The organism is Acidovorax facilis (assembly GCF_023913775.1).
GTDB lineage: Bacteria > Pseudomonadota > Gammaproteobacteria > Burkholderiales > Burkholderiaceae_C > Acidovorax > Acidovorax facilis.
In genome coordinates this window covers 1-21,850 of sequence record NZ_JAMXAX010000100.1, presented here as the reverse complement: position 1 = coordinate 21,850, position 21,850 = coordinate 1, and the positions used below count along the sequence as shown (strand labels likewise).

The following is a 21,850-nucleotide window of genomic DNA, read 5'->3' as shown; positions in this document are numbered from 1 at the left end:
TGGAAATCGGGCCTCAAGGCCCTGCGAACGGCCCAAATGGGCGGCGCAAGAGGCCACAAAATCCAAAAAATGGCGTCTTCCGCGTTCGCGCGGGAAATTTCGAGGGCTTGTTCAGCGTAGCCTTAAAGTCAAGCAGCAAAAAAGAATATGGCTGCTTTGTCCTGGGTAAATCGGATTTCTTAACGGTCCGTACTCAGTCGCAGGGGCACAGGATCGACCCCACCCCGTCGAAAAACAACATCAATTCGGGGGGATTTCGATTCCCACATTCGTTACCCCGTTTTCTGACGATGCAAAGGGCTTTCCCTGGTGCATGCGTGCAATAGCTCCTACTATGGCCAACCCAAGGCCATGGTTACTCTGCCCATGACTACGAGCCGGATCTGCACGGAAGAATCGGTCAAACAGCTGCGGGAGTAGCTCGGGATCGATAGTGCTGCCGTAGTTGGTGACACTGATCAACACACGGCCCTCATCGATAGTTCTGAGGTTGACTTGGACGATTGAGCCAGGGTTCGCGTATCGGGTGGCGTTGCCGAGCAAGTTCGACAGGGCCCGGCGCAACAACGGCACGTCGAAAGCGCCATGCGCATCGCCGACCACCTTAGCGGTGAGACCAGCCTCGGCCAGTGCCGCTTCGTGGTAATCCAGTACGTCAGCAGCCACTGATGCAAGAGTCGCAACGGGGGCCCGACGTGCTCCCACACCCCGATCCGCCTGGGACAGGAACAGCATGTCATTGACGATGCCCGTCAGGCGGTGCAGCTCCTCCAAATTGGACGCCAGCACCTCGCGAATATCCGCCTGCTCAGGGCGCAGCAAAGCCAGTTCATTATTGGCAATGAGCGTGGCCAAAGGCGTGCACAACTCATGCGCCACGTCCGCATTGAAGCCTTCCATCTGGGAGTAGGCCTTCTCAATGCGAACTAGGAGCGCGTTGAACTGGTCGATCAGAGGCACGAGCTCAAGGGGCTGCTCGGCGCTGTCGAGACGTTGATGCAGATTGTCAGCCGATACTGCACGCGTCTGGCTGGCCAGTCTTCGGACAGGCGCCAGGCCCAAGTTGACCAGGGAGAATCCGCCCAGTGATACGACGACGGCCCCACCGATGGCCGCGACCAGCAAAGTAAGAGCCAGTCGGTGCAACAACTGGTTGTCGGTTTGGATATCCAGCGACAGCTGGACGCGCAAGTTCTTTGGGAGAGTCTGGTCCGCAGTCTGTGCTACTTCGAACTGCCGTTGGCGCCAAACCGTCTTCGCATTCTGGTTGCGGGTGTGGGCGTAGATAACCATCCCGTCCGCCTGCGCGACTTCGAGCGACAGATCTCCGTGCCCCACAAGGAAGTCATCAAGTTTGTGCGCAAGGTCTTCCGAATCCCCATGCTCCTTGCCATCTCCCAGCAAATGCCGAATGACGTATTCCTTTTGCGCCAGCGTTTCCTCTTGCCGATCACGAAAGTTGAACTCGGTCACCAGATACACCGCCAGACAGACCACCCCGAGTCCGGCAAAGCTCTGCAGCGCCAGCCACCAAGACAACCGCTGGCGCAATGAGCGATGTTGGGCCAGCTCCTTCATCCGTTGCGGTCCTCCATCACGTATCCCATGCCGCGAATGGTGTGGAGCAGCGCAGTGCCAAACGGAACATCGATCTTGGTACGGAGGCGCCGGATCGCGACTTCCACTACGCTGGTATCGCTATCGAAATTCATGTCCCACACCTGCTCAGCGATCTCAGTGCGAGAAAGCACTTCGCCTTTTCTTCTCAGAAACAGAGTCAGCAGCAGAAACTCCTTCGCAGTCAACTCCAAGCGCTGGCCACACCGGGACGCTTTGCGCCGTACCAGGTCTAATTCCAGGTCGCCCAACCGCAGTTGCGTGGGCTCTGCGGCATCCCGCGCGCTATGGGTCCGCCGCAGCAGCACCTGGATGCGGGCGCTCAGTTCGGAAAACGCAAAGGGCTTGACCAGATAGTCGTCGGCACCGGTCTTGAGTCCCAACACCCGATCCTCGACGCTGACCCTTGCTGTCAACATCAAGACCGGGGTCTGCTTGGTCTTGCGAAAGGCCGTTAGAAGGCTGAAGCCGTCGATCCCTGGGAGCATCGCGTCCAAGACCAGCAGATCGTGCACGCCTTCCAGAGCCATGTGCAGGCCATCCACCCCGTTGTGCGCAATGTCCACCACGTAGCCGGCCTCTCCCAGGCCCTTGCGCAGGTACTCAGCCAGCTTGACTTCGTCTTCGATGAGCAGAATTTTCATGCTGCCATTCTCGAAGAATGCGGTCAGTTCGTAGTTTACAAATTTGTAATCTGGCTGTTGGCGCCGTGTCGCGCGCGGATTTTTACAGTGTCTCCGTGTCGAAAGGCATAGTCCCGGCAGATCGCCGAGGGCTAACTGATATCAAGGGACAACACCATGACTGCTCGCAAACCCCTCGCACTCACTCTGATCGCCTTCGCAATTGCGGCTCCAGGATTTTCATCTGCCTCGTCGCTGTACCATCCGGCTGGTGGCGAAGTGGGCATGACCACACATCCCGACCACATGCAGAGCGCGATGTCCCGTGGCGATGTGCTTCAGGCTGTCGAAGTAGCGCGCAAGGATGGCACGCTGGCAATCCTTTCGCGCGGAGGTGCGCTGCCAGTCAAAGCAACAGGCTCAACAAAGACGCGTGAGCAGGTTCAACAGGAGTTTCTCAACATGTCGGCAGCTGAAAAGAAGGCGCTTCTGGACATGAACGGCGGCGCTCGCTGATTTCCCAACCCAGTGCCCTTCAGCGGCCATCAAAGCCTCAGTGCGCCCTTCATGACGCATGCTAGACTTCAAAAATGCGCCGATTGATCGCCGTTCTTATGCTTGCATTGCTTCCGTTCCAGTTCAGCTGGTCTGCGGTGGCTGCCTATTGCATGCATGAGAGCTCAGCCGCGCAGTCTCAGCACCTTGGGCATCACGAACACAAGCATGAAGCCAAGGGCGGGAATGGTCAGGCCGAAAAGTCCAGCCAGGGAACCGATGCATTTGATGTTGACTGTTCAGTCTGTCATGGCGCGGGTATCGGGGCCTTGAACTGGTCAGATGCAAAGCCAGCCTTCGCCCATGAAAGCCGCGTGGAGCCTCCTTCAGGCAAGCGCCTGCTGGCTGTAACCCCCACGCCCCCAGACCGCCCTCAGTGGTCCGTCCTCGCCTGATCGGCGGGGGCATCTCACTTTTCTTTTTCAGTCTTGTCCGCCATCGCGGCGGAAGCAGTTGCGTGTGTTGCAGCTGAAGTGACTGACGAGTTGCCAGGCAGCTGCACGGTTGCCAGTCCGCCGATTCCCTCGTGTTTTGAAATCACTGGAGAATCGGATGTTCAAGGGTACTTACCTTCAAGAGATGCCGCACGCATGGCGCGGCGGTAGGAAGATCAAGCTCGCGGCAGGCGCCGCAGCTATATGGCTGAGCGCCTCGGGCGGTGCCTTTTCGCAGGGCTTGCCACCAGGGCACGTCGTTGGAGAACGAGCACCTCAGGCTGCTGCAGCCGCCACTGCGGAGCCATTGTCGTTGGCCAAGGCCATCGAATTGGCCCTGGAGGGAAATCCGGAGGTGGCTGCGGCGAAACGCCAATGGGAGGCAACCGAAGGACAGGTTCTTCAAGGACGCTCGCGCCCCAATCCAGAGCTTGCGTACTCCCTGGAAGACGCACGCTCCAAGACGCGTACGCAAAGCTGGCAACTCAATCTTCCCTTGGAACTGGGTGGGAAACGTGCGGCGCGCACCAAGGCGGCCGAAAAATCGCGCGAGCAAGCGCAAGCCCAACTCGCCGAGCTGAAAGCTACCGTGCGGGCCAATGTCGCTGCCGCTTACTTTGATGTTCTGACTGCGCAGGAACGATTGGTACTGGCCAGAGACAGCGCAGCGTTGGCCAAATCCTCAACGGATACCGTGGCAAAGCGTGTAGCTGCTGGCAAAGTATCCCCTGTGGAAGAGTCCAAGGCCCGGGTTGCAGAAGCCGGCGTCCGCGTCGAACTCGCCCAGGCAGCGAGCGAACAACGCAATGCTCTGTCCCGCCTGTTCGCGCTGTTGGGACGGATCGACACGCCTTTCACCGTCCTGGAGGGCAAGGCCGAGAACCTGCCCTCGGTCCCGAGCCTCGCCGATCTCCAGCCCCTGATTTCTTCTGCGCCAGGCGTGGTACTTGCGCGAATCGAGGTGGATCGGCGCAAGGCCTTGACCGACCTGGAACAAAGCAAACGCGTCCCCGATGTCACCGTCAGCGTCGGCATGCAGCGCAGCAACGAGACGCAGCGCAACGTCCTTCTTTTCGGGGTCTCTGTGCCTCTTCCCGTCTTCGACCGCAACCAAGGCAACCTCCTGGAGGCGCTGAAACTTGAGGACAAGGCCCGCGATGAGCTGCAAGCAGCCACCGTGCGCCTGCACAGCGAAGTGGCGCAGGCACGAGAGCGCCTTTCCACGATCACCGCAGAGGTTCAGTCACTGCAGCAGGAAGTTCTGCCCGGTGCGAAGTCGGCCTATGACGCCGCCACCATTGGTTTCGAGAACGGTAAGTTCAATTTCCTGGAAGTGCTCGATGCCCAACGCACTTACTTCACCGCCAAATCCCAGTACCTCAAAGCCCTTGGCGAAGCACACCGTGCAGCGGCTGATATCGACCGCCTGCTCGGGGCCAGCATGGTTTCCGGCCTGATCGCAACGCAACACTGAGCATGACCATGAACATGAACTCCAGCAAATCCACCATCAGTAAAAAACACCTGATCGCCATTGCAGTAGTCCTCGCACTAGGGGTCGGCGCGGGAACCTTCATCTTGCAAGGTGGCGGCAAGCCCAAAGCCGCAGCCACCGAGGACGATGGCCACGGTCACGGCGGCCACACCGAGGCCAAGGGGCACGGCGACGGCGAGCACCATGGCAAGGGTGGCGAAAAGGGCCACGACGATGACAAGGGGCATGCCGATGGTGAACACCACGAAAAGAGCGAAGCCAAGGGCCCACATGGAGGTACCGTGTTCAAGGAAGGCGACTTCAGCTTGGAAGCGTTGTTGTCTGAAGACGGTGGCGAGCCTCGACTGCGAATCTGGCTGTCCGACAAAGATAAACCGCTGCCCCTGAATGCTGCAACGGTCACGGCAACTGTGAACCGCCCGACAGATGAAAAGCAGAAGCTGACGTTTACCACTGAAAAGGACAGTCTGGTCAGCCGCGAGATCGTTGCGGAACCCCACGCGTTCGACATCGAGATCATCGCGCAGACTGCCACAGAGCCCTTCATGTTCGTGATGAGCAAGGAAGAAGGAAAGATCGAACTGAGCGATGTCCAGATCAAGGCTGCATCCATCAAGGTGGACTCTTCGATCAAAGCCAACATCAAGACAGCGTTGCTCCTTCCCGGCGAGATACGCTTGAACGAAGACCGCACGTCTCACGTTGTGCCCCGGCTTGCGGGAGTCGTGGAAAGCGTCAATGCCAGCTTGGGTCAAGTGGTCAAGAAAGGACAAGTCTTGGCGGTGATCGCGAGCCCGACTGCTTCCGAGCAACGCAGCGAGCTGCAGACGGCCCAAAAGCGCTTAACGCTGGCAAAGACCACCTACGAGCGAGAGAAAAAGCTGTGGGAGCAGAAGGTGTCTGCCGAGCAGGACTACCTGCAGGCCAAGCAGGCCTTGAGCGAAGCAGAAGTTGCTGTCGCCAACGCCCATCAGAAGCAGAGCGCCATGGGGTTGTCTGCCTCGTCAGTATCTGGACTCAATCGCATAGAGCTGCGTGCGCCCTTTGACGGCATCGTCATCGAAAAGCACCTGAGTCTCGGCGAAGCCGTGAAGGAAGATGCTGCGGTTTTCACCATCTCGGACCTTTCCCAGGTGTGGGCCGAGATCAATGTTCCGGCAAAAGACTTACCAGCGGTGCGTGTGGGTGAAAAGGTCACGATCAAGGCCACCGCCTTTGACGCCTCCGCTACAGGCACTGTCGCTTTTGTAGGAGCGCTCATTGGCGAGCAAACCCGCACGGCAAAAGCCCGCGTGGTTCTTGACAACCCCAAGGGCGCTTGGCGCCCCGGCCTGTTTGTCAATGTTGAGGTGGTGTCCGAAGAAACGGTAGCGCCTGTAACCATCTCGGCCGACGCTGTCCAAAACGTCGGGGAAAAGCCGGTGGTCTTCCTCAAGGTTGATGGAGGCTTTCTCGCTCAACCCGTGAAGCTGGGCCGAAGCGATGGCAGGCGGGTCGAAGTCCTCTCGGGTCTCAAAGCCGGTATGCCCTACGCCTCGACCGGCAGCTTCGTCGTGAAGTCTGAACTCGGCAAGGGATCTGCCGAACACACGCACTGATCGCGGAGCGCATACATGTTTGAAAAACTCATTCGATTCTCTATCGAGCAGCGATGGTTGGTGCTTCTAGCGGCCCTGGGCATGGTGGCGCTTGGCGTCTTCAGCTACCAAAAGCTGCCTATCGATGCGGTCCCTGACATTACGAACGTCCAGGTTCAGATCAACACCCAGGCCGCAGGCTACTCGCCTTTGGAGACTGAGCAGCGGGTTACATACCCCATTGAGACGGTCATGGCTGGCCTGCCAAACCTGGAGCAGACCAGGTCGCTTTCGCGGTACGGTCTGTCGCAGGTGACCGTCATTTTTAAAGACGGAACCGACATCTATTTTGCTCGCCAGCTCGTCAACGAGCGCATCCAGGAGGCGCGCGACAAGCTGCCTGCCGGCATCACGCCAGCGCTGGGGCCCATCTCGACCGGCCTGGGCGAAATCTATCTCTGGACTGTCGAAACCAAGGACGGGGCGAAGAAGCCCGACGGCTCGCCCTATACCGCGACAGACCTGCGCGAGATTCAGGACTGGATCATCAAGCCACAGCTGCGAAATGTTCCTGGCGTGACCGAGATCAATTCCATTGGCGGCTTTGCCAAGGAATACCAGATCGCGCCCATCCCTGAACGCCTGGCTTCTCTCGGCGTGACACTGCAGGATGTGGTCACTGCGCTGGACCGCAACAACGGCAATGTGGGCGCGGGCTATATCGAAAAGCGTGGCGAGCAGTATCTGATTCGTGCACCTGGTCAGGTGAAGTCGCTGGAAGACATCGGTAACGTGATCCTCAGCAGCGCCAACGGTGTTCCTGTGCGCGTTCGCGACGTGGCAGAAGTTGGCCTTGGCCGGGAACTGCGCACAGGTGCTGCAACAGACAACGGACGCGAAGTGGTCCTCGGCACGGTGTTCATGCTGATCGGCGAGAACAGCCGGACTGTCTCGCAGGCGGTGGACAAGAAGATGTTGGAAGTCAACAAGAGCCTCCCAGAGGGGGTGCACGCGGTGACTGTCTACGACCGTACCGTGCTTGTTGACAAAGCCATCAGTACGGTGAAGAAGAACCTGCTGGAAGGCGCGGTTCTGGTGATCGTGATCCTGTTCCTCTTTCTGGGCAACATCCGTGCCGCCATCATCACGGCAATGGTCATCCCCTTGTCGATGCTTTTTACCTTCACGGGTATGGTTCAGTACAAGGTGAGCGCCAACCTGATGAGCCTGGGAGCGTTGGACTTCGGCATCATCATCGACGGAGCGGTGGTGATCGTTGAGAACTGCGTACGGAGACTTGCCCATGCACAAGCGCACCACGGTCGGCCACTGACGCGGGCTGAGCGCTTCCATGAGGTGTTTTTGGCATCCCAGGAGTCAAGGCGTCCATTGCTGTTCGGACAGCTCATCATCATGGTGGTGTACCTGCCCATCTTCGCGCTGACAGGCGTTGAAGGGAAGATGTTCCACCCCATGGCATTCACGGTGGTCGCGGCACTGCTGGGCGCCATGGTTCTGTCGGTGACATTCATCCCCGCAGCGGTGGCCCTGTTCATCGGCAATCGGGTCAGCGAGAAGGAAAACTTCCTGCTGGGCCATGCCAAGCGCTTGTATGGTCCACTGCTCGACCGTGTCATGGCCGCCAAGGCGGTCGTACTGACCGCAGCTGCAGTTGCGGTGATCTTGTGCGGGTTGATCGCCACGCGTATGGGCAGCGAGTTTGTACCCAATCTCAATGAAGGCGACTTTGCGATCCAGGCGCTGCGCATCCCAGGCACCAGCCTTTCCCAGTCAGTCCAAATGCAGCAGCAAATTGAAAGGACCTTGAAAGAGAAATTCCCCGAGATCGAGCGCATCTTCGCCAGAACCGGTACTGCGGAGATTGCCTCGGACGCCATGCCGCCGAACATTTCGGACGGGTACATCATGCTCAAGCCAATGGCCGAATGGCCCGAACCTCGAAAAACCCGCGACGAATTACTCGCGGCGATTCAGGAAGTCACCGGGAAAATCCCGGGCAACAACTATGAGTTCTCCCAGCCCATTCAGCTGCGCTTTAACGAGCTGATCTCCGGGGTGCGCAGTGACGTAGCCGTGAAGATCTTCGGTGACGACATGGATGTCCTGAACAAGTCCGCAGAAGAAGTCTCCGCAATGCTGCAGAAGATTCAGGGCTCCTCTGAGGTGAAGGTTGAGCAGACGACGGGGCTTCCGATGCTCACCGTGAACATCGACCGCCAGAAGGCTGCTCGCTATGGTCTGAACGTTGCCGACATTCAAGACACCGTGGCCACCGCTATCGGTGGACGCGAGGCCGGCACTATGTTCGAGGGCGACCGCAGATTCGACATCCTGGTTCGTCTGCCTGAATCCCTGCGCAACGATCTCGAAGGGATGAAGCGCCTTCCTATCCCGCTGCCGCGTTCTGCCAATGGGACAGAGGCCAAAACGAACTTCATCCCGCTGGGCGAGGTAGCAACATTCGAGCTTGCTCCTGGCCCCAACCAGGTGAGCCGAGAAAACGGCAAGCGCCGCATCGTCGTGAGCACCAACGTGCGCGGGCGCGATGTGGGCTCTTTCGTCGCAGAGGCTGAGAAAGGCCTGGCCCAGATCAAGATTCCTACCGGCTATTGGACGAGCTGGGGCGGAACCTTCCAGAACTTGCAGTCGGCCACGCAGCGCCTGCAGATCGTCGTGCCGGTGTCCCTGCTGCTGGTTTTCGTGCTGCTGTTCGCTATGTTCGGCAACGTCAAGGATGGTCTGCTGGTCTTCACTGGCATCCCATTCGCTTTGACGGGGGGGCATCCTGGCGCTTTGGCTTCGCGACATTCCGATGTCTATCTCTGCGGCGGTCGGCTTCATCGCGCTTTCTGGGGTGGCCGTGCTCAATGGTCTGGTGATGATTTCGTACATCCGCAGCTTGAGGGAAGGCGGTGTGGGTCTTGACGAAGCAATCCGTGACGGCGCGCTCACCCGGCTACGGCCGGTTCTGATGACTGCCCTGGTGGCCTCGCTGGGCTTCATTCCAATGGCCATTGCGACAGGCACCGGCGCTGAAGTCCAGCGTCCCCTGGCCACCGTGGTGATCGGCGGAATTCTCTCGTCCACGCTGCTCACGCTTCTCGTGCTGCCGATTCTTTACCGTCTGGCCCACCGGCCCGATGAGGAAGATGAGGACGTGTCCGCTGAGCCCTCGCATCCCCCAGACGTGTCCGCGTCCGCGTAGTTGAAACGGTCCCGCTCGCTGATCGTGGGGCCGTCCCTTTTCTCCAACCCCAAAGGAACTGTCATGAAACTCTCCCAACTCATTCTCGCAGTGGCGGTGTCGGCCTGCGGCACGGCGTTCGCTGCTGACAACCATGGTCACGACATCAAACCGATGCACGGTGGTGCTGTCGCCGAAGCCAAGGAGGTCGAGTACGAACTCGTCGCCAGCGCCGACAAGCTGCAGCTCTATATGCGCGACCATGGAAAGCCAGTTGCCGTGGCGGGAATGACCGCCAAGGTCACGCTGCTGGCAGGCAGCGAGAAACAGGATGTCCAGCTCCAAGCCGGTGACGGCAAGCTGGAAGCCGCGGGCAGCTTCAAAGTCCCCGCCGGTACCAAAGCCGTCGTCGCTGTCTCGAAGGCCGGCAAGTCGGTTGCCTCTGTTCGTTTCACGCTGAAGTAATACGAAGCCTGGCTGGGGGGATCGCCCTCGCGACGCCCCAGTGTTGATCCACTTTCAGCAGTCCGTTCACGTCAAAGAAACTGACTACATAGTTGCGAGTTCGGTCAGCCCATCGGCAATATGCCTTTGCTGGATGCAAAAAGGAGCGATCCATGTCAATGCAGGCGGCACAGGTCGCGCCTTTTGCCAAACTGTTCTGGATTTGGATCGGCTTGTTGACCTCCGTGTTTGTGTTTTGGAGGCTGCGGCGTATCTGGCTCAAACGCCACCCGCCAATGGCGGTGAGAGTCAAGTACAGCCGACGCTTGGCCAAGAGACTGAGGGATCGACAGGCAATGCGTTTGAAATACCGAAATACACCGAAATCGCGGCACCGCCAGATGCAATCCAAGGAGGCAGACCGTGGGTAAAAGTGCCGGAGTCGCTGACAAACCTGCAGTCGCTGATCAACAACCTCCACAGCAAAGAATCAGATCCATGACAAAAATTCCTCCACATTCAGGCACCCGCCGCCTCTGCGTGATCCTGACTTCTGCGCTGGTTGCTAGCTTGCTGGCGGGTTGTGCCACCCCTACTGGGGCCGATCCTTCCGCAGAAGCGCCATACTGTTACAAAGCCAGGAAGGGCCGAGTAATCGCATGCACTCGGGTGCCCGCCCCCAGCCTGAATGCCGACGCTCAGGCGAAGCGCTTTACTCCCGATCCGAATGCGCTCACCGTCTACGTCGTACGGCGCAACTGGGGAGATGGCGGGCGGTTTGTGAAGATCAGCGCGGATAACGAAATCGCCGCCGAGACTCTCCCCAACACGATGGTGCGCTTCAAGTTGAAGCCAGGAACGCATACGTTCACCTTGGATTTCGAAGGAGAGCGTCAAGTCGCAACCGTGGATGGCAAAGCTGGTGACCTACGATTTCTTCGGATCGATGGAACGGTTTGGGCATGGAAGAGCACGTTTGTATGGGCGACTGACGGCGAGGATGCTATTCGGGAAAGGGCTTACAAGGCTCGCCTGGTCGCCGACCTGACGGTCAAGTGACCTCGGGGGAGCAGACAAAAAATCCCTGGGGTTCAGTGAACGTGTTGATGGTGCACGTCAGGAGCATGGGGATGGGCGTGGGTCATAGGTTCATGGGTGTGCTTGTGACTGTGGCTGCCCTTTGGCATCACATCGTGCACATGTGAATGGTGCCCATCGTCGTGCCGGTGGGCATGCTCATGCTCAAGCACTTCGTGTGTGTGCTCGTGACCATGGCCTTCCGCCAAGTGCAGTACCACTCCCGTGGTTAAGGAGTACGCATGGCTCACGGATCGCCAGTTCGTGGACGCCGTGGCCGTGGCCATGATCACCCCCGGCCCGGTGGTTATCACGACAGGATTTATCGGCTTCCTCATCAGCGGCTTCTGGGGCGCGGTCGTCGCGGCGTTGGCAACCTTTATGCCCTGCTACTTGCTCACCGTGATTCCCGCGCCGTACTTCGAGAAGCATGGCAAACATCCTGGTGTGCTGGCGTTCGTTGACGAAGTGACTGCTGCTGCCGTGGGCGCCATTGCCGGTGCGGTGGTGGTGTTGGGCCAGCGATCCGTTGTGGATTTACCCACAGCTGCGCTGTTTCTTGCCACCGCTGCCGTCCTGTGGCGGTTCAAGAAGCTGCCCGCGCCTGTGGTGTTGCTTGCCGCTGCCTTGATGGGTCTGGCCGTGTATCCGCTTGTGGCCCACGTCCAACCCTGACCATTTGACGGAGAACCCCATGAACTACCAAATCCGTCCGCTGACGCTGAACCCCGATCAACTCTCTGGCTTTTCGAACCGTCTAATCACCAGCCACCACGAAAACAACTACTCGGGTGCGGTCAAGCGCCTGAATGCCATACGCAACGAACTCGCAGCGTTGGACTGGAGCAATGCTGCAACTTTCACCATCAATGGCCTCAAGCGCGGGGAGTTGATCGCCGCAAATTCAGCATTCCTGCACGAGCAGTATTTCGACAATCTGGGGGGCAACGGTGTATTGCCTTCCTGCGGGTTGTCCATTGCGCTCACGCGTGACTTTGGCTCCGTGGACGCTTGGCGCAGCCAGTTCACTGGGCTGGCCAAGGCCATGGGGGGCGGATCGGGATGGGCCTTGCTGTCCTGGTCCTCCCGCGAGAGCCGCCTCATCAACCACTGGGCGGCCGACCCACACGCACCTCCTGGCCGGCGCAACGCCCGTACTGGCGCTGGACATGTACGAGCATGCGTACCAACTGGACTTCGGGGCCAAGGCGGGCGCCTATGTGGATGCCTACATGGCGAAATCCAGTGGGACAAGGTCTACAAGCGCTAAGGCGCTGCTGTCGAGGCGGATGCGTTGGCATTTGGCATCGACACAGGCTCTGCGCTGGCCGGTGCGGCAGGTGCGTTTGACTTGCGACTTGAGGAGGACTATCTGCAGAGCCCGCAGGTCATTGCCGGAGTGTCCTCGCGCGATCCGTCGCGCGTGTTGGAGTGGAGCCAGGAACTGGACGCCACGAAACCTGTGCGGCTGTATTGCTTGCGCGGCAAGGACATTGGCCGCTCTACGTTCCTGGCGCTGCGGGCACGCGGCATGAACGCGCGCTACCACGTGGGCGGCATCGAGGCCTGGCAAGCCGCTGCCCTGCCTCTGGAAACGCAAGGAGGTGCCGCATGAAATGGGTCACCCGCGAGCGGCCCAAGATCGACCGCATTGCCTGCCCCTGGCTGATTGCCCGGTTCATCGACAAAGAGCCGGAATTCCTCTATAAGCCTACAGCCTCGGTGCTTCAGGTGGCCCAGGACACGGGAGCGATCCCCTACGACGTGCGCGGCGTCGAATTGACCCACGACGGTGACCTGTGCAGCTTTGACGCCTTTCTCAAGAAGTACGAACTCACCGATCCCGCCCTACAGCAACTGACCGTGATCGTGCGGGGCGCAGACACATCCAGGCTGGACCTGGCGCCGCAGTCTGCGGGCCTCTAGGCGCTGTCGCTTGGCCTGTGCAAGACCTTCAGCGATGACCTTGAGATGCTAGGGCATGGCATGGTGATGTACAACGCGCTCCATGCTTGGTGTAAGTCCTGCTAGGCAGAAACCCACAATTGGCCCCCGAGTATGGCCGCATGACGGCGGGTGCTAGGCGGTGGCTCAGCCGCTTTACCAAGGCGTTGTGAGCGCATTTCCTGTGCATGACGCTTGCTCCGTTGGCCTGCGCGGCGCCCCCGGAAACGAAACTGACCACCGCGCAGATCCGCGCCACGCTGGGCGGGCACCATGTCACCGACGGACGCCATTGGGGGCATGACTATTTCCTGGACGGCCGCCTAGAGCGTTCAGAAAACGGCCGCACACGCGCCGGACGCTGGAGCACGCAGAACAACCAACTCTGCCTGCTGCTGCCCGAGGTCAGCAAGGTCTCGCCCGTCTGCTTTGACGTGGTGCGCGTGGGGGAGGAATTGCAGTATCGCGATGCGGGCAGTGTGGTGTACGCAGGCACGGTCAGAAAGAGTCCGTCTCGTTGAGGCTCCTCGTCAGTCTCTACGGCGTTTGCCCCGCCTTGGCCCCACGCGGGGCCTTCGGCACTATTGGAGGTTGGTCACACTTCCACGCGTTGAAGTAAACCTCATCGCCCACGGCCATGCCGGAGCCCGCGTCAACTCTGGCGAAGTGCCCACGGGTTCGGGTGACTTCCCGCCATCGGATGACTGCAATCTGGTCGGTGGGGCCGAGCTCCATTTGCCGGCAGCGAGAGCCGCTCACCTTCAAGAATTCGTCCGCTTGGATTAATTTGGTAACTTTGCCGACCCTCCAGCCTTCGGACCAAGCGTACCGGTCCTCGTAGACAGGTGTGCTGCAGCCGGAGATCGCAAGGAATGTCAGCGCAGCAGCTGACAAGAGCATTGATTTTTTCATCATGAAATTTCCTTAGCCGCTGTCTCGGTACCGCTCAATGAGTCAATGCCTGTGCTGATGGTGCACATCGGGCGCGTGGGGATGGGCATGAGTCACCGGCTCGTGAAAGTGCACATGGCTATGGCTCCCAGTGGGCATCACGTCATGGGAGTGCGTATGGTGTCCATCGTCGTGACGGTGGGCATGCTCATGCTCCAGCGGGTCATGCGCATGTTCATGCCCGTGACTTTCAGCCAAATGCAGCAGCACCCCCGCAAGCATCAGAAGACCACCGAGCAGCATCAGCCACCCCGCAGACCGTTCACCGAAGCCGAACGCTACAGCCGCACCGATGAAAGGTGCAAAGGCGAACACGGAGCCAGTCCGCGCCGCCCCAAAAGCCCGCTGCGCTAGAAGGTAGAACCGAAGACTCAAGCCATACCCCGTGGCCCCCACGGCAAAGAGCCCTAGAGCTGCCGTCAGGGTGGGCAAAGGCTCGCCCCACGCCATGGCAAGACATGCTGTCGCAGCGGCTCCCAGCGAGGCCTTTGCCATTACGACCTGGCTGGGATCGCGCTCGGCCAGTCCCCGGGACAGGGTGTTGTCCACGCCCCAGGCCACCGTCGCCAGTAGCACGGCAAGCAGACCGAGCAGCTGCGTGCCGCCCTGCAGGCCCTGGTCCATGACCAAAGCCATGCCACCGGCCAGCAAAAGAAGCATGGCTGCCCACACACGGCGGTCCATGGTCTCGCTATACAACCACCACGCCAGAGTGGCTGTGAACAGCGCTTCCAGCGTGAGCATGAGCGACGCGCTGGCGCCACTCGTGTGTTGCAGACCCCAGGACAGGGCGACAGGACCTAGGGCAGCGCCAAACCCCGCCATGCCGATGAGGCGCCAGGCGTCGGATCTTTGCAACCTTGCCTCGTGGGCAGCGGTCCGCAGGGACAAGGCACCAACGACAGCCGCCCCTGCATACAGCAGCGCAGCCGTCGTGAACGCCCCCAGCCCAGCACCCAGCCGTTGAACCAGCGGGGTGCTGATGCCAAACAAGGCTGCGGCCAGCAAGGCCAGCAGACCGCCTCGCAGTGCAGGCAAGGACAGAGAGCCGCGCGCCATGGGCCTTACTTCACCGTGAATCGTACAGTGACGGTCTTTTTGCTGTTGGTCGTGATCAGCGCAACCACCTTTGTGCCCTTGACCAACTTCACGCCCTTGGCCTCCAGCTTGTTGCCGCCTGCAGATTTCAGGGGCGCCTCTGCCTTTTCAGTGCCGTTCAGCACGGTGACCTTGCCGCCAAACTTGGATGCGTCCGCATCCTCGTCGTGGTCCACGATGTAGATTGCCGCGCCGTCAGCGGTGGCGACCAACTCGAACGACAGGTCGGAGGCGGTTTGCACCACGCCGCCGTGAGCAGGCTCGGCTGCACCATGGGCCATTGCGGCAGGCGCACTTGTCAGGGATGCCATCACGATTGCGGTGGCTGCCAGCAGTTGGGAGAAGTTCTTTTTCATGGTCATTTGGGTTTCCTTCCGTTGAGTTTGTTTCACTGGCGCGCTTCAAAAGGCAGCGCACCAAGGCCTATCAAAAAGTGGGTGAGAATTAAGCTGGAGCCTGGGATCAGAAGGCCTCCTGGCCTATGGGTTCGCTTTCGGCTTGCGCGCTGCTGCCCTCAATCAAGCGCCGGGTGGCACTTTCGCCGAAAAGCCAGAACATCACGGGCGTCAGCAGCGTGTCCAGCAAGGTCGAGCTGACGAGTCCACCAAAAATCACGACCGCCACCGGATGCAGGATTTCTTTACCAGGTGCATCGGCCGCCAGCAGCAGCGGGGTCAGCGCAAAGGCTGCAACCAGCGCCGTCATCAAGACCGGAGTCAACCGCTCCAGCGAGCCGCGCACGATCATGGGTTGGCCGAAGACCTCTCCCTCGAACTTGCACAGGTTGATGTAGTGGCTGACCTTCAAAATCCCGTTGCGCGTGGCAATGCCCGCCAGCGTGATGAAGCCGACCATGGAGGCCACAGACAGGCTCACTCCCGCCAGCCACATCGCTGCAACACTGCCAATTAGCGCGAGCGGAATGTTGGCCATGATGATCCCGGCCAGCACAGCCGACTTGTAGCGCACATACAGAACAAGAAAGATCATCGCCAAAGACACCAGCGACAGGCCGACGATCAATTGCATCGCTTGCTCCTGGGCCTGAAACTGGCCTTCCAGGCTCAGGAACGTCCCAGGGGGCAGAGGCGTCTTGGCCATCACCGCACGAATATCGCCGATGACGCGGCCCATGTCGGAGCCGTCCGTGTTGGCATAAACGACGATGCGGCGACGACCGTTCTCTCGGCCAATCTGGTTGGGTCCATCGGTTTCCTGGACCGTGGCGATGGCAGACACCGGTATCTGTCCAGCGGGCGTGTCGATCAGCGTGCGTGCCAGATCCTGCGGACTGCGTTTGTCATCGGGCAGGCGCAGCACCAGTTCATAGCGGCGAAGTCCATCCACGATCTGCGCACCATGGGCACCATCCGTCAGGGCCTGCAGCACCCGCACCGCCTCGCCAGGAGACAGCCCAACCTGCGCGGCCTTGCGGTGGTCCAGCCGTACCGTGATCTGGGGGATCAGCACCTGCTTTTCCACGGTCAGATCCACCAGCCCTGGAACGCCCGAGAGTCCCTGGCGCATCTGCTCGGCCAGGCCCCGTAGGGTGTCCGTGTCATCGCCGAAGATCTTGAGCGCTATCTGCGCCCGCACCCCTGACAAGAGGTGATCCAGGCGGTGGGAGATAGGCTGGCCAATGGCCACCTGGGCTGGAAGGACGGCCAAACGGGCACGGATGTCTGCCATCACGGCCTCGCGGTCCCGGGCGGACCGCTTCAGGTCCACATCGATCTCGGCCGAATGCACGCCTTCTGCATGCTCATCCAGCTCGGCGCGTCCCGTCCGGCGCCCCACCTGGGTGACCTCGGGGACCTCTGCGATCAGCGTCTCCGCCAACGCGCCCATGCGATTGGCTTCCGCCAGCGCAGTGCCTGGGTTGAACACCATGCCAAGCACCAGCGAGCCCTCATTGAACGCCGGAAGAAAGGCGCGCGGGAAAAACGGGACACTGGCCGCCGCTGCCGCCACCGCCAGTGCGGCGACAGCCATCAGCGACTTGGCGCGAGAAAACGACCAGCTGAGCACTTGCGCATCCCGCCGCTTGAGCCAGGCGACCAGGGTGCTGTCACCATGGTCCAACCGTTTCATCCCCGGCAACAGGTAAAGGCACAGCACGGGCGTAACCGTCATTGAGACCAGCATCGATGCCAGCACCGACACGATGTAGGCGATGCCCAGGGGCGTGAACAGGCGACCCTCGATGCCCGGCAGCGCAAACAGCGGCACAAACACCAGCACCACGATGGCGGTGGCGTAGACGATGCCCGAGCGGACTTCCACGCTCGCCCGGCGCACGACCTCCAGCATGGACAGTGGATTGCCCTGGGCACGGTTTTGCTTCAGCCTGCGCAGGATGTTCTCCACATCGACCACCGCATCGTCCACCAGCTCGCCAATGGCAATGGCCAGGCCACCCAGAGTCATGACGTTGATGGACTGGTCCAGCAGCCGGAAGACCATGGCCGTCACGGCCAGCGACAGGGGAATCGCCACGAGCGAGATCAAAGTGGTTCGCGCGGACAACAGGAAGGCGAACAACACGATGGCCACCATGATGGCGCCGTCCCGCAAAGCCTCGGTCACGTTGCCGATGGACGCCTCGATGAAGTCCGCCTGACGAAACAACACCTTCGGAGCAGCCAAGCCCACGGGCAGCCCCTGTTTGAGATCCTCCAATGCCGCTTCGATGGCGTGGGTGAGCTTGACGGTATCGGCCGCAGGCTGCTTTTGCACACTGACGATGACGGCAGGCACGCCGCTGTATCCGGCGTCACCGCGCTTCATGGCGGCAGCGAACCGGACATTGGCCACCTGTTCCAGCAAGATGGCTCGGCCATCCTTCCAGGCCACCGCCACGCCCTGCAGGTCCTCGACACGGCTGGTACGGCCGATGTGGCGGATGAGGAATTCACGGCTGTTGAGGTCGATGAAGCCACCTCCCGCATTCCCCGCAAAGCCTCGAAGGGCCTGCTCGATCTGCGTCAATGTCACCCCGAACTGTGCCATGCGTGCCGTGTCCGGCTCCACCCGCAACTGGCGCACTTCGCCGCCGATGGGGATGACCTGTGAAACCCCTGGAATCGACAGCAGTCTTGGGCGCAGCACGAAGTCCGCGTACTCACGGGCCTGCATGGGTGTCGCTGCGGCGGCCTTACCATCGCCTGCTGCCAACGGCAGCGCGATGAGCATGACTTCGCCCATGATGGAAGACACTGGCCCCATGACGGGCGTGATGCCCCCGGGGAGTTGCTCCCGCACCAGTGCCAGGCGCTCCGCCACGAGCTGGCGGTTGCGGTAGATGTCCGTCCCCCAATCGAACTCGGCATAGAGAATGGACAGGCCAACCCCAGATGTAGAGCGAACCCGCGTGACCCCCGGCATGCCGTTGAGCGCGGTCTCCAGAGGGAAGGTCACCAGCTGCTCGACTTCTTCGGGCGCCATACCTCCTGCTTCCGTCAAGACGGTGACCAGGGGTTTGTTGAGGTCGGGAAACACATCGACTGGCGTGCGCCATGCGGTGATAGCCCCGTAGACCATCAGCAGCGCCGCGACCGCCAGGACGAACAGACGGTTGTGAAGGCTGTTCCTTACGATCCAATTGAACATTGCGTGGGCTCCGTTCAGCGGATCTGTGCGATCAGCGGCGCACCTTGCACCACCACGCGGTTGTCAGCCCCCAGGCCCTGCGTGACGACCACCGTGGCGGCGTCCAGGGAGCGGTACTGCACCGGCTGGGGAATGTAGCGCTCTGCACCGGACTTGATCCAGACCACCGGCTCGTTGGCACTGTTGCGCACAACGGCCTGCGCAGGCAGGACGAAGCCCTTGACCTGCTCGGTCAGCGAGGCCACGACGGTGACGGGCTGTCCGACCGCCAGCGGCAAAGCCTTGCCCGATTGCTCCGGGACCGCCCTGAAGGTCATTGGCAGCACGCCATCGCGCAGGCTGCGCGCAGCGCCGATCAGCTGCAAATTGACGCCAGGCACGCCCTGCAAGTGGGCTGTACCCGTGCGTGCTGGCAAGCCAGAATCTGCCGTGGTGGCCTCCACCAGCACGCGTGCAGGGTCAATCACCTCGAACAAGACTTCGCGGGCCTCGACCACCTGGCCTTTGGTCACATCGGCTCTGGCAATCACGCCTGAAACGGGGGCCAGCAAGGGCTCTCGGGCGGCCAGGCTCGCTCCAATGCTTTTCTCGCGCGCTGTGAGGCTCTGCAGCTCAGCACGTGCGGCCTCGATCTCCTTGCGCGGCACAGTGCCTTCGAGGGACTGCAGCCGCTGCACACGCTGTGCAGCCAGTTCTCGGCTACTACGCAACTCTGCCAATTGGGCTTGCTGGTTTGCCAAGGCGTAGGGTTCTGCGTGGTGAGCCACATAGGCCAGCACCTCCCCCTGGCGCACGGTCTGGCCAGCGACCGGTAGCCCGCGTGGTCCCGCTTCGATCCGTCCCCCATGGATCGCCTGGACACGACCACTCGCATTGGGGTCCACGACTACACGGCCTGACAACTCGATGGTGGCGGCGGCCTGGGTTTCAGGGGTCAACTGTGTGCGGATACCCAGGCGCCGTTGGGCGAGCATCGGAACGTTGACACTGCCGTCTGGCAACCGCATCAAACCGGATGCGCTGACCGCCGTGGAGGCATCCAGATGCTCACCGTTCGGCCCATGGGCACCCGGCGCTGCGACGGCAATAGGTGAGAACATCGCCGAGATGTACGTGATGACACTCAAGCCGAAAACATGAAGCATGCTGGTTGCCTTGGTTTTTTGCATCGATGAGTTCACAGCGCACCTCCTTTGGAGGACTTACCTGCAGCCTTCGGCGTGCGACCAAAGAACCAACCGACCGCCGCCAGGACGACCAGGGCCAAAGCTAACCAGACTGTTCGGGAGGGCCCATGGGCACCGTTGCCGTCGTGGGAGTGGCCATGGTCATCAAGCGCGGCGCCCGCGACCGTGAGGGTGCCGTCCAGAAGGTCGGAGTCATTGCCCGCCAGTACAGTGACCACCATGGGATGGTCACCGGGCGCCGCCAGGGCCTTGAGCATGCTTGCATCGTCGATCGCGTAGTCGCCCATGTCCGCGTGGAACTTGGCAGGCGCCTTGAGATTGCCCGTCTCCACTTCGACCGTGGCGTTGAGCACAGGTTCGTTGGTGGCAAAGCGGTTGATCAGGATGGACAACTCTCCGCCCTGCAGTCGGCCCACCAACTCGAAGGCTTCCGAGCGGGCTTCAAAACTGGGCACGGGGCCGCTGTTGGCACCTGCTTGAGCGGGGGCATCCAGGTGCTCGCCGTTGGGGCCGTGCGCGCCTGGCGCGGCATAGCTAGGTGTACCGGCAAGCACCAGCACGGCGAAGCCTGCTCCCAGCAATGAGAGGCGGGAACGAGAGGGGAATAGATTCAAGAGATTCATGGAAGGATTCCGAGAGATTGCTGGAGGCGGGCGCGGGCCAGGCCTAGAGCCACTTGCTGGCGCGCGAAGCTGGTGTCGGCCTGGGTAGCTGCAGCGAGCGCGCGCAACAACTCCGGTAGCGGTGTTTCTCCAGCTTTGAAAGACCGATCAATGAGCGTGGCACGCTCCCGCAGGAGTGCCGAGCGCTGGCGCTCCGCTTCCAGTTGCTGCTCTGCCGTGTGCACCGCAGCCCGCGCCATCGCTGCGTCAGCAGCCAGCCGCTCCTCAGTTCGCTGTTTCGTGGTCAGCGCTACATCCAGCTCACTCAGTGCGGCAGCTTGCAGCGGCTGATTGCGGCTCGCTGTGCCCAGGGGAATGCGCACGCCGACGCCGATGCTGTTTTGAGCCGACTCACCCCGCCCGGGAGTGTCTTGCCGGATGCGCAGCAAAAGCTCTGGAGGGTCGCGCCGCGTCGCGGCCACCACGTCCAGCCGCTTGCGAGCGCGCTCAACCGTCAGTGCAGCGACACGCGCATCGGGGTGCGTTTCAACGGCGAAGTGCGCCCCGCCTGGTGAAACTGCGGCACCATCAGAAACCGGGACAGACGTGAGATCAGGCGCCAGGGCTATGCCCGTCAGGGTCATCCATTGCGACTGGCTGGCGCTTAGGCGCTGGCGTGCAGCCAACTGTGCAGATTGCGCAGCCAGAGCCTCGGATTGAGCGGCAAGCGCATCCGCGTGGGCCAGATCACCCGCTTTGACACGGCGCCGTACGTCGTCGGAGATCTCCTGCAGAGATCGCACTTGGGCGTCCGCCAAGTCGGACTCGGCCTTTTGCGCGGCAATGCCCCAGGCGGCTTCCCGCACCAGGCCCGCGAAATGCAGGCGCCCCGCTTGAACAGCAGCTTGGGACAGCTCCACGTCGGCATCGACAACAGCGCCGCGTGCATTGCGCTGTCCAGGTATCCACAGCGGCCAAGCCAGGCCGGCCTCGGCCTCCCTGCGTCCCGCCGAGGTTTGCCAGCGGTCGTCCCGGTAAGAAAGCTCCAGTGCTGGGGGGGCCGCCCATAGGCTGGAGATCGCCACCCGTTCGGCAGCAGCCCGGTGTGTCTGGCCTTCGGCTTCTCTTGCCTGCGTGGCGCGCTGCCATGCAGCTTCCACGGCCAGTGCCAGTGTTGGAGCCACGGGCGATGCCGTGGCTGAAAGTGATGGGGCGGTATTTGACTGCGCAATCGCAGCGCCAACGAGGGCGCAGCTCAAAGCACAGCCTGCGGCACAACGCACCGCAAGCCCGGAAATAACAAAATGACCTTGCCCCTGTTTCGTGTAGTTCTTAACCCACGATTCACGCGGCCTTTTTGCGCTGTGCCTCGTACCAGCGTTGTTCGTACTGCATCGGGCTGAGGTAGCCCAGCGAGGAATGCAGCCTGCGG

17 protein-coding genes and 5 pseudogenes are annotated in these 21,850 nt (G+C 61.0%); 13 read left to right on the top strand and 9 right to left on the bottom strand.

Features of this window, described 5'->3' with window-relative positions:
• Positions 1 to 240 precede the first annotated feature (240 nt).
• Positions 241 to 1,578: a heavy metal sensor histidine kinase gene (locus tag NFX52_RS21900; protein ID WP_082437644.1), complete on the bottom strand. Its 1,338-nt coding sequence runs from the start codon at positions 1,576 to 1,578 to the stop codon at positions 241 to 243.
• Positions 1,575 to 2,261 carry a heavy metal response regulator transcription factor gene (locus tag NFX52_RS21895; RefSeq protein WP_015012998.1) on the bottom strand — a complete coding sequence of 229 codons (687 nt, stop codon included), beginning with the start codon at positions 2,259 to 2,261 and terminating at the stop codon, positions 1,575 to 1,577. The genes NFX52_RS21900 and NFX52_RS21895 overlap by 4 nt, the downstream gene beginning before the upstream one ends.
• Positions 2,262 to 2,417: 156 nt before the next feature.
• Here NFX52_RS21895 and NFX52_RS21890 point away from each other — a divergent pair, with 156 nt between their 5' ends.
• From NFX52_RS21890 to NFX52_RS21855, 8 genes and pseudogenes are all read left to right on the top strand, one after another.
• Complete coding sequence (locus NFX52_RS21890) at positions 2,418 to 2,756, top strand: hypothetical protein (RefSeq protein ID WP_015012999.1); 339 nt, start codon at positions 2,418 to 2,420, stop codon at positions 2,754 to 2,756.
• Positions 2,757 to 2,830: 74 nt separating this feature from the next.
• Positions 2,831 to 3,190 (top strand): cation efflux protein, CzcI family, encoded by a 360-nt coding sequence (gene czcI / locus NFX52_RS21885; RefSeq protein ID WP_082437643.1) that lies wholly within the window; start codon positions 2,831 to 2,833, stop codon positions 3,188 to 3,190.
• A gap of 157 nt (positions 3,191 to 3,347) precedes the next feature.
• A complete protein-coding gene (locus NFX52_RS21880; RefSeq protein WP_082437642.1) occupies positions 3,348 to 4,703 on the top strand; it encodes a TolC family protein in 1,356 nt (451 codons plus the stop codon).
• 2 nt (positions 4,704 to 4,705) lie between these two features.
• Positions 4,706 to 6,322: an efflux RND transporter periplasmic adaptor subunit gene (locus tag NFX52_RS21875; RefSeq protein ID WP_377807355.1), complete on the top strand. Its 1,617-nt coding sequence runs from the start codon at positions 4,706 to 4,708 to the stop codon at positions 6,320 to 6,322.
• Between the two features lie 15 nt (positions 6,323 to 6,337).
• A pseudogene (locus tag NFX52_RS21870) lies at positions 6,338 to 9,527 on the top strand (CusA/CzcA family heavy metal efflux RND transporter).
• A 63-nt stretch (positions 9,528 to 9,590) separates the two neighbouring features.
• On the top strand, positions 9,591 to 9,971 hold the full coding sequence (locus NFX52_RS21865) for a hypothetical protein (protein ID WP_056744980.1): 381 nt from the start codon (positions 9,591 to 9,593) through the stop codon (positions 9,969 to 9,971).
• Between the two features lie 133 nt (positions 9,972 to 10,104).
• Positions 10,105 to 10,452 (top strand): hypothetical protein, encoded by a 348-nt coding sequence (locus NFX52_RS21860; protein ID WP_158237481.1) that lies wholly within the window; start codon positions 10,105 to 10,107, stop codon positions 10,450 to 10,452.
• On the top strand, positions 10,449 to 11,009 hold the full coding sequence (locus tag NFX52_RS21855) for a hypothetical protein (protein WP_055401673.1): 561 nt from the start codon (positions 10,449 to 10,451) through the stop codon (positions 11,007 to 11,009). The genes NFX52_RS21860 and NFX52_RS21855 overlap by 4 nt, the downstream gene beginning before the upstream one ends.
• Before the next feature lie 32 nt (positions 11,010 to 11,041).
• Here the strand turns inward: NFX52_RS21855 and NFX52_RS21850 are convergent.
• A pseudogene (locus NFX52_RS21850) lies at positions 11,042 to 11,251 on the bottom strand (EamA/RhaT family transporter); the annotation flags it as partial.
• A gap of 1 nt (position 11,252) precedes the next feature.
• Between NFX52_RS21850 and NFX52_RS21845 the strand changes: the two are divergent.
• The 5 genes and pseudogenes from NFX52_RS21845 to NFX52_RS21825 form a co-directional block, all read left to right on the top strand.
• A pseudogene (locus NFX52_RS21845) lies at positions 11,253 to 11,702 on the top strand (chromate transporter); the annotation flags it as partial.
• Between the two features lie 19 nt (positions 11,703 to 11,721).
• Positions 11,722 to 12,090 (top strand): annotated as a pseudogene (locus NFX52_RS31130) (Fe-Mn family superoxide dismutase); the annotation flags it as partial.
• A 231-nt stretch (positions 12,091 to 12,321) separates the two neighbouring features.
• Positions 12,322 to 12,642 carry a rhodanese-like domain-containing protein gene (locus NFX52_RS21835; RefSeq protein ID WP_051022504.1) on the top strand — a complete coding sequence of 107 codons (321 nt, stop codon included), beginning with the start codon at positions 12,322 to 12,324 and terminating at the stop codon, positions 12,640 to 12,642.
• Positions 12,639 to 13,058 (top strand): annotated as a pseudogene (locus NFX52_RS21830) (chromate resistance protein ChrB domain-containing protein). Before NFX52_RS21835 ends, NFX52_RS21830 begins: the two are co-directional and overlap by 4 nt.
• A gap of 101 nt (positions 13,059 to 13,159) precedes the next feature.
• Positions 13,160 to 13,492, top strand: a complete 333-nt coding sequence (locus NFX52_RS21825) for a hypothetical protein (RefSeq protein WP_015013008.1) — start codon at positions 13,160 to 13,162, stop codon at positions 13,490 to 13,492.
• A gap of 433 nt (positions 13,493 to 13,925) precedes the next feature.
• Here the strand turns inward: NFX52_RS21825 and NFX52_RS21820 are convergent, their stop codons facing one another.
• From NFX52_RS21820 to NFX52_RS21795, 6 genes are all read right to left on the bottom strand, one after another.
• Positions 13,926 to 14,981 (bottom strand): DMT family transporter, encoded by a 1,056-nt coding sequence (locus NFX52_RS21820; RefSeq protein ID WP_015013010.1) that lies wholly within the window; start codon positions 14,979 to 14,981, stop codon positions 13,926 to 13,928.
• A 5-nt stretch (positions 14,982 to 14,986) separates the two neighbouring features.
• A complete protein-coding gene (locus tag NFX52_RS21815; protein WP_369801407.1) occupies positions 14,987 to 15,382 on the bottom strand; it encodes a hypothetical protein in 396 nt (131 codons plus the stop codon).
• Between the two features lie 100 nt (positions 15,383 to 15,482).
• A complete protein-coding gene (locus NFX52_RS21810) occupies positions 15,483 to 18,629 on the bottom strand; it encodes an efflux RND transporter permease subunit (protein ID WP_055401675.1) in 3,147 nt (1,048 codons plus the stop codon).
• A gap of 14 nt (positions 18,630 to 18,643) precedes the next feature.
• Positions 18,644 to 19,774: an efflux RND transporter periplasmic adaptor subunit gene (locus tag NFX52_RS21805; protein WP_055401685.1), complete on the bottom strand. Its 1,131-nt coding sequence runs from the start codon at positions 19,772 to 19,774 to the stop codon at positions 18,644 to 18,646.
• A gap of 32 nt (positions 19,775 to 19,806) precedes the next feature.
• A complete protein-coding gene (locus NFX52_RS21800) occupies positions 19,807 to 20,439 on the bottom strand; it encodes a hypothetical protein (RefSeq protein ID WP_055401677.1) in 633 nt (210 codons plus the stop codon).
• Positions 20,436 to 21,602: a TolC family protein gene (locus tag NFX52_RS21795; protein ID WP_238385744.1), complete on the bottom strand. Its 1,167-nt coding sequence runs from the start codon at positions 21,600 to 21,602 to the stop codon at positions 20,436 to 20,438. Before NFX52_RS21795 ends, NFX52_RS21800 begins: the two co-directional genes overlap by 4 nt.
• Positions 21,603 to 21,850: the final 248 nt, after the last annotated feature.